The sequence below is a fragment of the Bacillus sp. FSL L8-0528 genome (assembly GCF_038593085.1).
In the GTDB taxonomy this organism is placed as follows: Bacteria; Bacillota; Bacilli; order Bacillales; family Bacillaceae; genus Bacillus; species Bacillus paralicheniformis.
In genome coordinates this window covers 1505010-1519799 of the sequence record NZ_CP151961.1, presented here as the reverse complement: position 1 = coordinate 1519799, position 14790 = coordinate 1505010, and the positions used below count along the sequence as shown (strand labels likewise).

Sequence of the window (14790 nt, the reverse complement as noted above, 5' to 3'; positions counted from 1 at the left end):
TACTTGTTACGAGTTTTTATAAAATTGATTGATTAAAAGATGACAATTGGTCTGATGATGGTAAAATAAGATAAACCATAACATTTTTAAGGTGATGCTAAATGGAACATTTGCTTAATCCAAATGTAAAAGAAATCGAAATCTCAGGGATCCGCAAGTTCTCAAACCTTGTATCCCAGTACGAAAACGTAGTCTCTTTAACAATCGGCCAGCCTGATTTCTTCACCCCCCACCATGTCAAACAGGCCGCCAAAAAAGCGATAGATGAGAATCAAACATCTTACACTCACAACGCCGGATATCCCGAACTGAGGCAGGCTGTACAGCTTTATATGAAGAAAAAAGCCGATTTAAATTATGAAGCGGAAAGCGAGATCATTGTGACGACCGGAGCCAGCCAGGCCATCGATTCGGCATTCCGCACGATTTTATCACCTGGCGATGAAGTCATTCTTCCGGGGCCGGTATACCCCGGATACGAGCCGATCATCAAAATGTGCGGAGCGTCTCCATTGATCATTGACACCACGTCTCACGGCTTTAAGCTGACAGCAAAATTGATCGAGGAAGCGCTGACGCCGAAGACAAAATGTGTTGTTCTTCCTTATCCGTCAAATCCGACGGGAATGACGCTGTCCGAAGAAGAACTGAAGGACATCGCCTCCCTTTTAAAAGGCCGGAACGTCTTTGTGCTCTCGGATGAAATATACAGCGAACTCACTTTTGACAGACCGCACCACTCCATCGCGTCTGTGCTAAGGGACCAGACAATCGTCATCGGCGGACTTTCCAAATCCCACAGCATGACAGGCTGGAGAATCGGGTTTTTGTTCGCGCCGAAAGAAATCGCCAAACATATTTTAAAAGTCCATCAATACAACGTATCATGCGCTTCATCGATCTCTCAAAAAGCGGCTCTGGAAGCCGTCACCAACGGGTTTGATGACGCGCTGATCATGCGCGAGCAATATAAAAAACGGCTTGACTACGTGTACGACAGACTTGTGACTATGGGCCTTGATGTGATTAAACCGTCGGGAGCATTCTACATTTTCCCGTCCATCAAATCGTTTGGAATGTCTTCCTTTGATTTCTGCATGTCGCTTCTTGAGGAAGAGGGGCTTGCGATCGTGCCGGGCAGCTCGTTTTCTGAGTACGGGGAAGGCTATGTGAGGATCTCTTACGCATATTCTCCTGATACGCTAAGGGAAGGTCTTGACCGGCTGGAGTCCTTTGTTTTCAATAAGAGGCAGTCGATACAGACTACGTAAACAACGGCTTTTACGCCGTTGTTTTTTATTTTATTTTGGAAATGAAATCTTAAATGTCGTGCCTTTTTCTGCTTTGCTGTCGACTTCGATTGTTCCGTTGTGATTTTCGATGATATTGAAGGTGACCATCAAACCGAGGCCTGTTCCTTTTTCCTTCGTCGTCAAAAACGGCTCGCCGATTCGCTTCATGACATGTTCAGGTATCCCTTCTCCTTCGTCCTCCACCTCGACGATGACCGAATCATCGGTGTCTCTGACGGTCAAATGGACCGTACCGCCGTTCGGCATGGATTCGACGGCGTTTTTGATCAGGTTGATAAACACTTGCTTTAATTGATTTTGATCCCCTTTAATATAGATTTTGTCTGGGAGGATCGTATTGATCAAAATGCCGTTTAAGTTGGCCTGCGTTTCTAAAAGGGCCGTCACTTCGCGGATCAGCCTGATCAGATCTAGCTTTTCTTTCAATGCGTTTTGCTGCGGCTTTGCCAGCATGAGAAGCTCGCTCAAGATCAGTTCGATTCTGCTTAATTCGGAAAAGATAATATTAAAATAATGTTCATTTTCTTCCATCGTGGGCTTCATCAGCTGTAAAAACCCTTTGATCGCGGTGAGCGGATTGCGGATTTCGTGGGCGATCCCGGCTGCAAGCTGTCCGGCGATCGACAGTTTTTCCGAACGGACCATCAGCTCTTCTGTCTGCTTGCGTTCAGAAATATCCCTTAAAATCACCTGAACGGCCGTTTCCCCGAAAAATGTCGTAGGGATGCAAACCATTTCTGTATAGATGAGCCTTTTTTCAAATGTATACCACGTCTGCTTTATGATTTCAGATTCGGATTTTCGGTCTGTGATCCGTTTCAGCCTCGTTTTGACATCTTCGTGATCACATGGGTGCAGATGTTCGTAAATATCTTTGCCGATTAAATCCTCATACGTTTTTGCTTCAAACAGACGAATGCCTGATTCATTCATAAAGACCCATCTACCTTTATGAATAACGGCTATCGTATCGATTGAGTTTTGTATCAAGAGCTGATAGCGCTCCCTGCTTTTTTGCAAAATGGTCTGAAATTTCTTCCTTGATGAAATGTCAATGAGCAGGAGCAGCTCCGCTTTCTGGTTTTGATAAATGGTCGGCGCCGCCTTGACTTCGAGGTGAATCTGCGTGCCGTCGAGCTTATGCCACGTTTGCTCGATCATTCCGACATCAAGTCCCTGCTGCATCCGCTTGATACGGTTTTTGACGATGTCATGGTACTCTTTCTCGATAAAATCGTAGGAATACTTTCCGATAATTTGCCGTTTGTGCTCGGCTCCGAGCAGGTTGACCATGGCGTCATTGACGTAGACTATTTCCCCTTGAACGCTGATGCACAGAGGGTTTGGCAAGCCTTCTACCATGGCTTCGAATTCCTCTTTTGCCGGCAGCCTGGCAGCTTCTTCCGGTTCATCTTCCTCTTTTATGGAGCTGCTTTTCTTAGAGGGACGGTCTTCAAACACTTTCATTTTGAGTACAATCTCGCGTTCTTTTTCTCCAACATGGGTCGTCACGAAATCGATCGACGCTTCGATCCAGATCATCGTGTAGTCTTTTTTCACAAATCTGAAGGTGCAAGGCAGCAAATGATGCTCATTGTAAAAATAGCTTTCTACCAGAAAAAGATCGTCTTCGTGTAAATAGTCCTTCAAATACGTACCGATCAGTTCATTCTGCTCGTAGCTTAAGAGCTCTTTGCAATTTGCAGATATGTATATAAAACGGCCGTTAGCTGACAGGACTGCCTGTAAATTCATATGTGGCTTATATTGCTCAAAACGTTTTGTTTTTTGTTCCATCATATCCCTCCTTTATACCCTATTCATGACCAGCATTCATTAAAACTATTTTGCTTAAAAGGATTCGCTAAAATACGAGAAATCTCCTTCAAAACTTCTAGCATTCGTCAAATTTTGATAACAAAAAAAGAACCCGGAAAAAATCCGTGTTCTTTTTTGTCTAATCCTTGCTGTATTCTTTTTGCAGATCGACATAGGCTTTGACGATTTTGGCGGCGATGTTTTTGTTCATCTTCGTTTTGTCGTCAACATTCGGGACGACAACACTGAAGGCAATCTGCGGATTTTCCGACGGGTAATAGCCGGCAAAGGTAATATTGTAAGTCTTAGTCCCCCACCAGTTTCGGTTTGTACCGTAGTATTGCGTCTGTGCCGTTCCGGTTTTGCCTGATACGTCAAGCGAACCGAATGCGCCGGCTGCAGTTCCCGTCTGGGTTACTCTTTTAAATCCTTGCTTGACGATGGCGATGTCGCTTTGAGAATTGTTGATACGATTCAGAACATTGGCAGAGCGCTCTTCAATGACCGGACCGAGTTTTTCGCTTTCAGGCTGGTGAATGCTTTTCACGACTCTCGGCTGCAACCTATATCCGCCGTTGGCAATCGTTGAAACATATTGGGCGAGCTGCAAAGGCGTGTACGTGTCAAACTGGCCGATTGCTTCATCGAGAAGAAGACCCCCGACTATTTTTGGGTTCGTCTGCATCCCGGCTGACTCCTGAGGCAGATCAATCCCTGTTTTCACCCCAAGCCCAAATTGATTGAAGTAATACCTCATTTTCTTTAAGTCCTCTAGGTTCGCCGGAAGCGGGCCGTTCGGTACATACGTAATTCCTGCCATTCTCATTGCCACATAAAACATATAAACGTTTGAACTTTTTTCCAGCGCTCTAACTTCATTAGCCCAGCCGATAGTGTTTCCTCTGTAGGAACCTTTTTTAACTCCCCCTGCGAAGCTCAGCTCTTGGTCTAAATAACTCTGCCCATGCGGCATGCCGTCCTGATAGCCGGCCAGCACGGTCGCGCCTTTGACGGCCGATCCCATTTCGTACTGGGTCGTAAACGCGCCGATTGAATAGTCGGTGATTTTGCCGTCGACGATCCGCTTTCCGGCCATGGACAGAATGTCTCCGTTATTCGGGTCCATCATGACGACGAACGCTCTGTCCAGCATGTAGTTTGAGCCGCGGAATTTATTAAGCTCCTCTTCGATAGCTTCTTCGACTTTCTTTTGGAGCTCCATGTCGAACGTCAGCTGCAGATCGTAGCCGCGTCTTCCTTCATCAACCGTTTCCTGGCTGATAACCTTGCCTGAGCGGTTTTCTGTATATTGCACTTTCGCTTTTTTCGGATTTAAATATTCTTCATATTGATACTCGAGATAGCTTTTTCCCACTCTGTCATTCCGGGCATATCCCCTTGTCAGGTAAAAGTCTTCCCGGTCCTTGATAAGCCCTTGCTCAGGCGTTGTGACGCCTCCGAAAATGGAGTAGAGCGTTTTTTCATAAGGATATTTGCGGGTCCAGTCCATGATGACGTCAACGCCGGGAAGCTCTTCAAGATGCTCAGAAACGCGTGAGACTTCCTCATACGTCAAATCGTTGGCCGGCATCTGTTTTGAAGCCTTCTCATCAAGGAGCTGCGCATCGTTTTTCCCCGCGGTTTTCGGGCTCATCGCTTTGACGATTTGCGGCTCATACGCATAGCCGCCTGAAAATCTTCTGAAAATCGCGGCGACTTTAAGCTCGTCTTTGTCCTTTTCCAGCACTTTGATTTCTTCCGCCGGAACGCGGTCCACCTGCAGCTTGTATGTTTCATCAGACTTGAGGGTTTTCTCGCCGTCTTTCAGAAGTGCAGCAGCTTTTTTCGGGTGTCTGGCAAGCCAGTAATCTTTCAAATCTCTTTCTTTCAGAAATGATGTATCGATATCGATCAATTCTGCGAGTTTTTTGGCTGTGCTGATTTTTTCCTCCGTTTTTGTGCTTGTCATCATCGTATATGTGATCGCGGGAACGCTTTGGTTGTCGACAACCACCCGCCCGTATCTGTCATACATTTTACCCCGCGGTGCCGGGTATGACGCAATTTTCGCCTCGGTTTTCGAAGCTTCCTGCTCATACGCCTCTCCATTGACGATTTGCACGAGGCCCAGCTTGACAATCAGCGCAGCGAACAAAGTGAACACCGCAAAGAAGTACAGGTTGATCCGCCATAAACGCGAACGCCTGCTCTTTTTGATTTCAGCCGGATCATGTTGAGATTCTGTCACTGAAACTCTCTCTCCTCTCACAATATTCAATTTTTACATTAATTAACTGAGATATATTGTAACACTTTTGTAATGGTTGTTACAATCTAAAGTTTTTAAAAAAGCTGTCAATCTCTTTTTATATTAAAATTTAACTAACATATTTAAATTTTACCACGTTTATGACAAGACGCGTAAAAGAGCGATCTGGTTGCATATTGGCAGCAAAGGGTTTTTCTTTTTTTATGTCAAAATTAACAATAATACCTTGTCAAAGGGAATATATGGATCTATTATTTCAAAAAAGCCATGTTATGATTTTACTGTACGAAACAACAACTACAACATTTAGGAGGATTACTGTTTATGAAAAAAGCTTTTCTTTTATCAGCAGCAGCTGCAGCAACGCTCTTCACATTCAGCGGCGTTCAACACGCTGACGCTAAAGAGCAGCAGCAAGTACAAGTCAAAACCGTTCATTCCATAAATGTAACTGATCTCGCAGGCAAACTGAATATCCAAAACATGAACCAGCTTTCTAAAGCTGACCAAGAAAAAATTCAGTCCCTGCTTCATTCTTATATGAAACAAGCCACTCAACAGCCTAAAGCTTCTGCACCGAAGACTTCTGCACCTAAAGCTTCGAAGCCTGAAAGCACGCAGACTCAAAAACAGGAAGCTTCAAAAGAGCAGACTTCACAGCAAAAGCAAAATACAGCGCCTTCATCTTCTTCTGTAAGCGCGTATGAAAAAGAAGTTGTTGAGCTGACAAATGCGGAAAGAAAGAAACAAGGGCTAAAACCTCTTACTTTGGATGAGAAACTGAGCAAGGTTGCCCGCACGAAATCTCAAGATATGAAAGATAACAATTATTTTGATCACAACAGCCCGACTTACGGTTCTCCATTTGACATGATGAAGAAATTCGGCATCACATACCGCACTGCCGGAGAAAACATCGCGAAAGGCCAAAAAACGCCTCAGGAAGTTGTCAAAGCTTGGATGAACAGTGAAGGCCACAGAAAAAACATTATGAACCCTAACTTCACACATATCGGTGTTGGATATGTGAAAGACGGCAACTACTGGACTCAGCAGTTCATCGGAAAATAAGAACCAGCAAAAAACCACTTGCATTGAGCAAGTGGTTTTTTTCGTTATTTGTATTCTGTCCAAAGCTTGTACAGACTTTGGGTGCCGCTGTTTTCTTCGCCTTTTTCCACAAGGGTGTCGTAAAGGCTTTTAGCAAGCTCGAGCCCCGGCATTTTCTCGTCCATCAACTCCGCTTCTTCAAGCGCGATGCCCATGTCTTTAACAAAGTGTTTGACGTAAAAGCCCGGTTCAAAGTCGCCTTTCAGCATTCTAGGCGCGAGATTTGAGAGGGACCAGCTTCCCGCAGCGCCGGTCGTAATGCTTTTTAACACATTGTCGGGATCGAGTCCGGATTTTTTGGCGTAGGCCATCGCTTCCGCGACGCCGATCATACCTGCAGCAATCGCAATCTGGTTGCACATTTTCGTATGCTGGCCGCTTCCGGCCGGTCCCTGATATTGGATGTTTTCACCCATGATCGAAAAGATCGGGTAACATTCATCAAAGGCTTTCCGTTCTCCTCCGACCATGATGGCGAGCGTGCCGTTTTTCGCGCCGACGTCCCCGCCTGAAACCGGAGCATCTAAAGCGTAAAGTCCTCTCTCTTTTGCAGCAGCCTCGATTTGTTTGGCGAGAGAAGGCTTGGAAGTCGTCATATCGATGAGGTAAGAACCTGTTTTGGCATTTTCAATAATGCCTTCGCTTCCAAAGTAAACTTCTTCAACGTCTTTTGGGTAGCCGACCATTGTGATGATCACATCAGACGACTGCGCCAGTGCTTTGACGGATGATTTCCATTCCGCCCCTTTTTCCACGAGGCTGTCCGCTTTCTGTTTTGTTCTCGTATAGGCGCTGACGGGATAGCCTGCAGCCAAAATATGCGAGGCCATGCTGTTTCCCATTACACCGAGTCCGATAAATCCGATCGTTTTTTTCATGATGTCATCCCCCTTAAATTGCTTTTACCATTCCGCCGTCTATCAGCAGTGTCTGTCCAGTCATATATGTATTGCATTCTGATAAAAGAAAGCTTGCATACTGTGCAAAGTCGTCAGGTTTTCCGTAGGAGCCGAGCGGAATCTCTTTCTCATAGCTTTCCTTCACCTGCTGCTCGGAAAGGCCTGTTTTCTCGGCTTTGAGCCGGTCAAGCTCTGCCACGCGATCTGTCGCGATTCTCCCAGGTGCGAGCGTGTTGATCAAAATGCGGTGATCGGCCAACTCTTCAGCAATGGATTTTGTCAGACCGACGATTCCCATTCGAAACGTGTTGGAAAGCAGCAGCCCCGGAATCGGTTGCTTGACTGATGAAGAAGCGATATTAACAATGCGGCCTCCATCCTTTTTTAGATATGGAAAAGCTTCGCGGATTAAACGGACATAGCTGAGCAGATGTAATTCAAATGACGAAGTCCAGTCAGCGTCTGTCAAATCCAGCAGGCTGCCTCCCTTCGGTCCTCCGACATTGTTGACGAGCATATCGATCGTTCCAAATGTGTCAGCGGTCTTTTGAACGAGCGCTTTGATCCCGTCGGCGTCTGCAAGATCGCATACTTGATATGAGATAGATCCGCTTCCGAGTCCGCCCAGCTCTTCCGCAGCTTTTTTCAAGTCTGCTTCGTGTCTCCCGGACAACATGACATTTGCACCTTCATTCGCAAGGGCTTTTGCGATCGCATTGCCGAGTCCTTTGCTGCTTGCTGCCACAAGCGCTGTTTTGCCATTCATCTTTAAGTCCACACTCATCACTCCCTTCATACTTATAGTGTAACACGTATATTCTGAAAATTGGGATTGTGAGCGTTGAAAAAGGGGAAGTCCCTCTTTCAACAAGAGGGACTTCCAGATTGTTGACAAAATCCCAAAACAGCTCTTAGTTTTGGGATTTTGTCATCCTTTCAGCGTGATTGAAAACCCTTGCAGTCTAGGAAGGCCGAGCATCGGAGCGGACTTTCACAGGATGTGATGACGGCGGCGTTCAGGCAGGACGCCTGGACGGTTAGCCGCCGATCCTTCTCCTATTCGTGAGCACCGACGCGCAGGCCTGACAACGAATGCGAGGGTTTGTCGACACGCTGAAAGTCCCTCTTTCAACAAGAGGGACTTCTTTATTACACATTAAACTTATTGATCGCATTTAATAATTCTTGGTTGGCCTCACTCAGCGCTTCAGCCGATTTGGCGATGCTTTCCAGCGCTGTCAGCTGCTCGTTTGTCGAAGCACTGACCTCTTCCGCAGCCGCTGCTGACTGCTGGGAAATAGCTGAAATGCTTTGGATCGAATCGGACATTTTTTGCTGTTCTCCGCTCATATCAGAGATTTCAGAGTAAATGTGGTCAATTGAGTTGACGAGCGCCTGCATTTCTGCAGTAATTTTGCTGAGCGCTTCTCCTGTCTCGTGAATCATACCATTTTGCTCTTCATTCATCTTGCTTGCTTCCGTCATCGCTGAAACAGCTTCTTTCGTTTCCAGCTGAATCTGCTTGACCGTTTCGCTGATATGCTGTGAAGAAACCGCTGATTGTTCGGCCAGCTTTCTCACCTCTTCTGCAACTACCGCAAAACCGCGTCCGCTTTCGCCGGCACGGGCTGCTTCAATGCTGGCGTTCAGAGCAAGAAGGTTTGTTTGATCAGAGATCGCCGAGATGGCTGTAACAACGTCTTCGATGTTTTTCGTTTTTTCTTCAAGCTGTAAAAGCATATGTTCCACTTTCTTCGTCTCCGAGTTGGCTTCATTTGATTTTGCAAGCAGCTGCCCGAGGGCATCGATTCCTGTATAGCTTGCATCTTCTGATGTTCTCGAAAGCTTCTTGATGCTGTCGGCATGATGTTCAATTTCTTTAATTTTGACAGACAGCCGTTCGGATTGTTCATTTACATTTTCGACCTCTGCCGCTTGTTCTGTCGCGCCTGTCGCCACTTCTTCGATCGCTTTGGCGATCTCATCGCTCGCAGAAACTGTTTCTTCTGAAACAGCGCTTAATTGATCGGTCGTTTTCGATACTTTTCCGGACGAGGTTCCGACTTGCACAATCATTTCTTTCATGTTTTCGACCATCTTGTTGAAGTCTTTTGTTAATATGCCGATTTCGTCTTTTGAGGCAGCGGTTGTCTGGACAGTCAAATCACCGCCCGCGACTGCCTTTGTTTTGGCAATCAGCTGCTTAATCGGGCCTGTGATCGTTTTGGCAAGGAAATAGCTTAAAATGATCGCCGCTGCCAAAGCAATGATTGAAACGATGATGACCATTTTGTTCATTTCCTGTGCGACCCACATCAGCTTCGCCGTGTCGAATTGCGTACCGACTTTCCAGCCCGTACCGCCAACGGTTTGATAAGCGATCACCGTATCTTTGCCTACTTTGATTCCGTCTTTGGATGACGGGATGTCCCGATATATTTTGTCTTTCGATATATCGTCACCTTGTTTTGACGGGTGGGCGAGCATTGTCCCGTTTTGGTCCATAATAAATGCGTAGCCGTCATATGGCATCTTTTGATTGTCGATGATTTTGTTTAATGAATTCAGTGAAATATCAAAGCTGATGACGCCTAATACTTTATTGTCGACAACGACTGCTTTAGCCGCCGCGACCATCATCTCTCCAGACACGACATCTTGATACGGCTCTGTCCAAATCACTTGATCAGGCGTTTTGGCAGCCGATGTGTACCATGGCCGTGTCGTCGGGTCAAAACCTTTATCAAATTCGGCTTTCGGGTATATCCATATATCTTTTTTTGAGGTCGCTATATACGCATTGGTGACAAACTCGTTTTTATCCTTGATTTGCTTTAATTCGTCGTTGATCAGTCTGCCCAATGATTTATTTTGATCATCTTCTAAAAATGACTGCGCCATTTGGCTGTCGCTCATACGATTTAAAGCGATTTCATAGTTTTCTAATTGAAGCTCGATATTACCTTTGATCGAGTTAAGCAGACTTGAAGTCGATTCTTTTGCTTCATCTTCAAGCATCGATTTCAACAAATGTGTTGTGGAAAACTGTAGGACGATAACCGTCAAAATCAGCAGGATGGCAACAAATCCGGCAATTTTGACATGCAGTTTTTTAAACAAATGAAACCCTCCTTTACATGCACCTTCATATTCTTTTTATCGGCCAAAATTTCGCAAAATTAAGATAGCCTGCTAAAATAACGGTATAATGAAGGAAATATCAAAAGGAGTGATGGGCGATCTATAAACAGTTTTACGTCGATAACGGCACTTCTTATCAGCAGGTGGACATCCGCAATTACAGCAACAAAGATATTCCCGATTTGATTGCACTCCAAAGAGAATGCTTTCCGCCTCCGTTTCCGGAAGACCTTTTGTGGAATGAAAAGCAGCTCTATTCCCATATTGAACGATTTGCCGATGGTGCGCTTTGCGCGGTTTCCGAAGGCCGAATCATCGGTTCGATGACGGCGCTCATGACTAATTTTGATCCGCATCATCCTCACCACAGCTGGGACGAAGTGACGGACAACGGGTATATCGGCACACATCAAAACGATGGAAACTCCCTTTATGTCGTCGATATTTCCGTGTCCCCGCACTATCGAAAACTCGGCATCGGAAAGCGGCTGATGCAGTCCATGTATGAACTGACGGTCTTTAAAGGGCTCAAGCGGCTCATTGGCGGCGGACGGATTCCCCATTATCACAAGTCGGCTGAAGAAATGACGCCCGAACAGTATGTTCAAGCTGTATTGGACGGGGAAAAGCGCGATCCCGTACTCTCATTCCTGCTTCAGTGCGGCCGATCGCCGGTTTGCGTGATTCCCGGCTACATTGAAGATGAGGAATCGCTTCATTATGCGGTCTTAATGGAGTGGAAAAACCCTTTTCTAACATCTCAAAACAAAAAACAGAGCTTTTCCAACTAAAGCTCTGTTATGTGAAATATTCGATTTTTGCTTCGGGAAAATAGTTATCAATATACGTTTCAAGGGCGCTGCGAAGCTCTGCTTCTTCATCTTTCTGGTATATATATTTGCCAATTCCGTATCTGCCCCATTTATAGCGCCGTTTTTCTTCATCCAGTTCGAGCTTTGTCTTTGGATAGTTTTTTTCAATGACTCTTTTTGCCGGTTTCGTGAATCTATGCTGGATCATTTCAAAGGTAATGTCGCGCCTCGTATGCTGCGGCAGCGCACGATCGAGCTTTTCGAGGAGCACTCTGTAGCCATCCTGCCAGCCGTCATGAATATAAATCGGAGCGATGATAAAACCGAGCGGATAGCCTGCTTCCGCGACTTTCACGGCGGCTTCGATCCGTTTATCCAAAGGGGATGTGCCGGGTTCAAAACTTTTGATGACATAATCGGCATTCACGCTGAAGCGGAAACGCGTTTTTCCGTTGTGCTTGGCATCAAGCAAATGGTCGACATGATGGAATTTTGTCACGAAACGCAGTTTACCGTGCTCGGATTGACCGAAATGCTCAATTGCACGTTTTAATGTGTGTGTCAAATGGTCAATCCCGACAATATCAGATGTGCAAGAAGCTTCAAACCGCGTATCCTCGGGAGCGCGTTCTTTCATATACTGATCCGCCTGTTCAAGTATTTCCTCCACATTGACGTACGTTCTGATATACGGCTTGCTGCCCATTGTCGTCTGCAGGTAGCAGTAATGGCAGTGACCCATACACCCTGTTGCAAACGGAATCGCGTATTCTGCGGACGGTTTTGACGAATCGAATTTCAATGTTTTTCTGACGCCGATGACCAAAGTGGATTTCGCATTTCTGTATTTTTGCAGGTGGCCTTCCCCCGGGATATTCCTTACCTGGTTGTGTGAAGTCGTTTCCCTGATCTCAAGCCCCATGTTTGAAAATTTATCCCTCAGCTCTTTCCCCAGCGGATATTCCAGCGCTCTCGGTTCAATATAGACGAGCTGGGGAACAAACGGTTTTACCATTGGAAACAGACACATCCTTTGCTTATTTCCGTTACTTTTTGCAATTAGAGGATGCGGTATACCGGTAAGATCTTCATATCCCGTCAAATAATTCACGGTAAAGCCGTTCCGCCTCTTCATATGAAGAACAAACGGCATCATCTTCGGCAAAGGCGTGATATGTATCATACATAAACAATGCCAGTTCACCTTCGTGAAGCGGGTGATCAACGACTTCAGCTTCCTTTATATGCGCGACATTGGCGGCATGCGGGTTCCGGTAAATAACATAGACCTCATCACCCGGTTTGAATGGCTGCCTGGGCATATCAAGATCCCCCTTTCTAACAATTGGTCACATGTATTATTTCCGCCGCAGCCGAGATCATTCAGGTCAACAAAAAAACCCGGACGGGCATTGGTTATGCCGGTCCGGATTTTCAATCGCTTATGCCATATTGAAGGTTTCTTTTACGAATTGTACAACCTCTTCTGTTGTGCTCATGGACAGAATTTGCTCTTTGAACGATTCCGTCTCTTTTTTAGAAAGCTTGCTGATTTGCGTTCTTGCCGGCAGGATTGACGTCGCGCTCATTGAGAACTCGTCCAGTCCAAGACCCAGCAGGATCGGGATCGCAATTTCATCTCCCGCCATTTCGCCGCACATGCCGACCCATTTTCCTTCTTTATGAGCCGCTTCAATGACAAGCGTGATCAGGCGGAGAATCGCAGGATTGTACGGCTGGTAAAGGTAAGATACCCGCTCATTCATCCGGTCAGCAGCCATCGTATATTGAATCAGGTCATTCGTTCCGATGCTGAAGAAATCGACTTCTTTAGCGAATTGATCAGCGATCACCGCTGTTGAAGGGATTTCAACCATCATACCAACTTCAATGTCGTCGGAAACTTGTTGACCTTCAGCTTTCAGCTTTTCTTTTTCTTCTAAAAGAATCGCTTTCGCTTCTTTAAATTCGTTTACAGTCGCGATCATAGGGAACATAATTTTTAAGTTTCCATATGTACTTGCCCGAAGCAGCGCACGAAGCTGCGTTCTGAAAATCTCTTGCTCATCAAGGCAAAGACGGATCGCTCTGTATCCTAAGAAAGGGTTCATTTCTTTTGGCAGTTCTAAATATGGAAGCTCTTTGTCTCCGCCGATATCAAGAGTACGAACGACAACTGATTTGCCTTCCATACGCTCAAGAACGGTTTTATAGGCATCAAATTGCTCCTCTTCAGTAGGAAGCTGGTCTCTGCCCATGTAAAGGAATTCAGTTCGGTAAAGGCCGACTGCTTCTCCTCCATTTTCCAGAACGCCTTTTACATCATCAGGTGTACCGATATTAGCGGCAAGTTCCACATGATGGCCGTCATTCGTGACAGTCGGTTCATTGACGAGCTTCGCCCATTCGGCTTTTTGCGCCAGGAAGGCTTGATGCTTTTCTTCGTATTCGCTGATTGTTTCCTGGGCAGGATCAACGATGACATCGCCATTGATTCCGTCAACGATCACTGTTACGCCGTTTTGAATGCCTTTTGTTGCCGCTTTTGTGCCGACAACGGCCGGAATTTCAAGCGAGCGCGCCATGATGGCTGAGTGGGACGTCCGTCCGCCGATATCTGTTGTAAACCCTTTAACAAAGTTGCGGTTTAGTTGCGCTGTATCAGACGGTGTCAAGTCTTCGGCCACGATGATGACCTCTTCGGAAATCAGGCTCGGGTTCGGAATTTCAACGCCGAGAAGATGCCCTGTAACACGCTTGGTGACATCGCGGATGTCTGCGGCGCGTTCTTTCATATATTCGTTATCCATCGACTCGAACATTGTGACGAACATGTCGGCCGTTTCTTTTAAAGCGAATTCCGCGTTGACGGAGTCCGATTTGATTTTGTCTTTAATCGGGTTTAACAGTTCCGGATCGCTTAATACTAACAAATGTGCAGAAAAGATTTCCGCTTTATCTTCTCCAAGCTCTTTCAATGCATGGTTTTTAATGATTTCAAGCTCTTTTTTAGAACGCTCGATGGCGTCTTCAAAACGATTTACTTCCGCATCAGAATCAGAGATGTTTTTCTTTTCAACCGTTAGATCAGGCTCCTCAAGCCGATATGCTTTTGCGATCGCAATACCGGCGGAAGCGCCTATTCCTTTTAGTTCAAGCATTATTCGCCTAAACCTTCGCTTTTCATTGTTTCTTCAAGTGCGGAAAGAGCATCATTTTCATCAGCGCCGGAAGCAGAAATCGTAATTTCAGCACCTTTGGCAATACCTAGTGACATAACACCCATAATTGATTTAAGGTTGACGGTTTTTCCGTTATATTCCAAATTGATATCTGCATCATATTTGCTTGCTGTTTGTACAAGAACAGTCGCTGGACGAGCGTGGATTCCAGAATCTGCAGTTACTTTAAACGTTTTTTGTGCCATT

General features: G+C 45.7%; 12 protein-coding genes. 3 read left to right on the top strand and 9 right to left on the bottom strand.

The features are described 5' to 3' along the window. The first annotated feature begins 101 nt into the window (after nt 1-101). Nucleotides 102-1271 (top strand): aminotransferase A, encoded by a 1170-nt coding sequence (locus tag MHI30_RS07725; RefSeq protein WP_075753091.1) that lies wholly within the window; start codon nt 102-104, stop codon nt 1269-1271. 30 nt (nt 1272-1301) lie between these two features. Here the strand turns inward: MHI30_RS07725 and MHI30_RS07720 are convergent, their stop codons facing one another. Beyond that, nucleotides 1302-3110, bottom strand: a complete 1809-nt coding sequence (locus tag MHI30_RS07720) for a PAS domain-containing protein (RefSeq protein ID WP_075753093.1) — start codon at nt 3108-3110, stop codon at nt 1302-1304. A 160-nt stretch (nt 3111-3270) separates the two neighbouring features. Beyond that, nucleotides 3271-5379, bottom strand: coding sequence for a penicillin-binding protein 2 (locus tag MHI30_RS07715; protein ID WP_075753095.1), 2109 nt, complete (start codon nt 5377-5379; stop codon nt 3271-3273). A gap of 345 nt (nt 5380-5724) precedes the next feature. On the opposite strand from MHI30_RS07715, the gene MHI30_RS07710 reads away from it, so the two are divergent. Continuing rightward, nucleotides 5725-6471, top strand: coding sequence for a CAP domain-containing protein (locus MHI30_RS07710; RefSeq protein WP_075753097.1), 747 nt, complete (start codon nt 5725-5727; stop codon nt 6469-6471). Between the two features lie 44 nt (nt 6472-6515). Here MHI30_RS07710 and MHI30_RS07705 read toward each other — a convergent pair whose 3' ends face one another. The 3 genes from MHI30_RS07705 to MHI30_RS07695 form a co-directional block, all read right to left on the bottom strand. Then, a complete protein-coding gene (locus MHI30_RS07705; RefSeq protein ID WP_142238610.1) occupies nt 6516-7388 on the bottom strand; it encodes an NAD(P)-dependent oxidoreductase in 873 nt (290 codons plus the stop codon). Nucleotides 7389-7401: 13 nt separating this feature from the next. Further along, nucleotides 7402-8187, bottom strand: coding sequence for an SDR family oxidoreductase (locus MHI30_RS07700; protein WP_075753100.1), 786 nt, complete (start codon nt 8185-8187; stop codon nt 7402-7404). A 371-nt stretch (nt 8188-8558) separates the two neighbouring features. Next, on the bottom strand, nt 8559-10529 hold the full coding sequence (locus MHI30_RS07695; RefSeq protein WP_075753101.1) for a methyl-accepting chemotaxis protein: 1971 nt from the start codon (nt 10527-10529) through the stop codon (nt 8559-8561). Nucleotides 10530-10648: 119 nt separating this feature from the next. Here MHI30_RS07695 and MHI30_RS07690 point away from each other — a divergent pair, with 119 nt between their 5' ends. Continuing rightward, a complete protein-coding gene (locus MHI30_RS07690) occupies nt 10649-11341 on the top strand; it encodes a GNAT family N-acetyltransferase (protein WP_075753102.1) in 693 nt (230 codons plus the stop codon). A 7-nt stretch (nt 11342-11348) separates the two neighbouring features. Here MHI30_RS07690 and splB read toward each other — a convergent pair whose 3' ends face one another. The 4 genes from splB to MHI30_RS07670 all read right to left on the bottom strand — a co-directional run bounded on the left by splB (nt 11349) and on the right by MHI30_RS07670 (nt 14789). Continuing rightward, nucleotides 11349-12377 carry a spore photoproduct lyase gene (gene splB / locus MHI30_RS07685; protein ID WP_075753103.1) on the bottom strand — a complete coding sequence of 343 codons (1029 nt, stop codon included), beginning with the start codon at nt 12375-12377 and terminating at the stop codon, nt 11349-11351. 73 nt (nt 12378-12450) lie between these two features. Then, nucleotides 12451-12684, bottom strand: coding sequence for a transcriptional regulator SplA domain-containing protein (locus MHI30_RS07680; protein WP_075753104.1), 234 nt, complete (start codon nt 12682-12684; stop codon nt 12451-12453). A gap of 120 nt (nt 12685-12804) precedes the next feature. Beyond that, complete coding sequence (gene ptsP / locus MHI30_RS07675; protein ID WP_075753105.1) at nt 12805-14523, bottom strand: phosphoenolpyruvate--protein phosphotransferase; 1719 nt, start codon at nt 14521-14523, stop codon at nt 12805-12807. Then, nucleotides 14523-14789, bottom strand: a complete 267-nt coding sequence (locus MHI30_RS07670; protein ID WP_003181247.1) for a phosphocarrier protein HPr — start codon at nt 14787-14789, stop codon at nt 14523-14525. The genes ptsP and MHI30_RS07670 overlap by 1 nt, the downstream gene beginning before the upstream one ends. Nucleotide 14790 lies beyond the last annotated feature (1 nt).

Coding starts and splice junctions, on each gene's coding strand:
- MHI30_RS07710 (WP_075753097.1), top strand. CDS start 5,725: ATGAAAAAAGCTTTTCTTTTATCAGCAGCAGCTGCAGCAACGCTCTTC.
- MHI30_RS07670 (WP_003181247.1), bottom strand. CDS start 14,789: ATGGCACAAAAAACGTTTAAAGTAACTGCAGATTCTGGAATCCACGCT.
- MHI30_RS07680 (WP_075753104.1), bottom strand. CDS start 12,684: ATGCCCAGGCAGCCATTCAAACCGGGTGATGAGGTCTATGTTATTTAC.
- splB (WP_075753103.1), bottom strand. CDS start 12,377: ATGGTAAAACCGTTTGTTCCCCAGCTCGTCTATATTGAACCGAGAGCG.
- MHI30_RS07725 (WP_075753091.1), top strand. CDS start 102: ATGGAACATTTGCTTAATCCAAATGTAAAAGAAATCGAAATCTCAGGG.
- MHI30_RS07720 (WP_075753093.1), bottom strand. CDS start 3,110: ATGGAACAAAAAACAAAACGTTTTGAGCAATATAAGCCACATATGAAT.
- ptsP (WP_075753105.1), bottom strand. CDS start 14,523: ATGCTTGAACTAAAAGGAATAGGCGCTTCCGCCGGTATTGCGATCGCA.
- MHI30_RS07705 (WP_142238610.1), bottom strand. CDS start 7,388: ATGAAAAAAACGATCGGATTTATCGGACTCGGTGTAATGGGAAACAGC.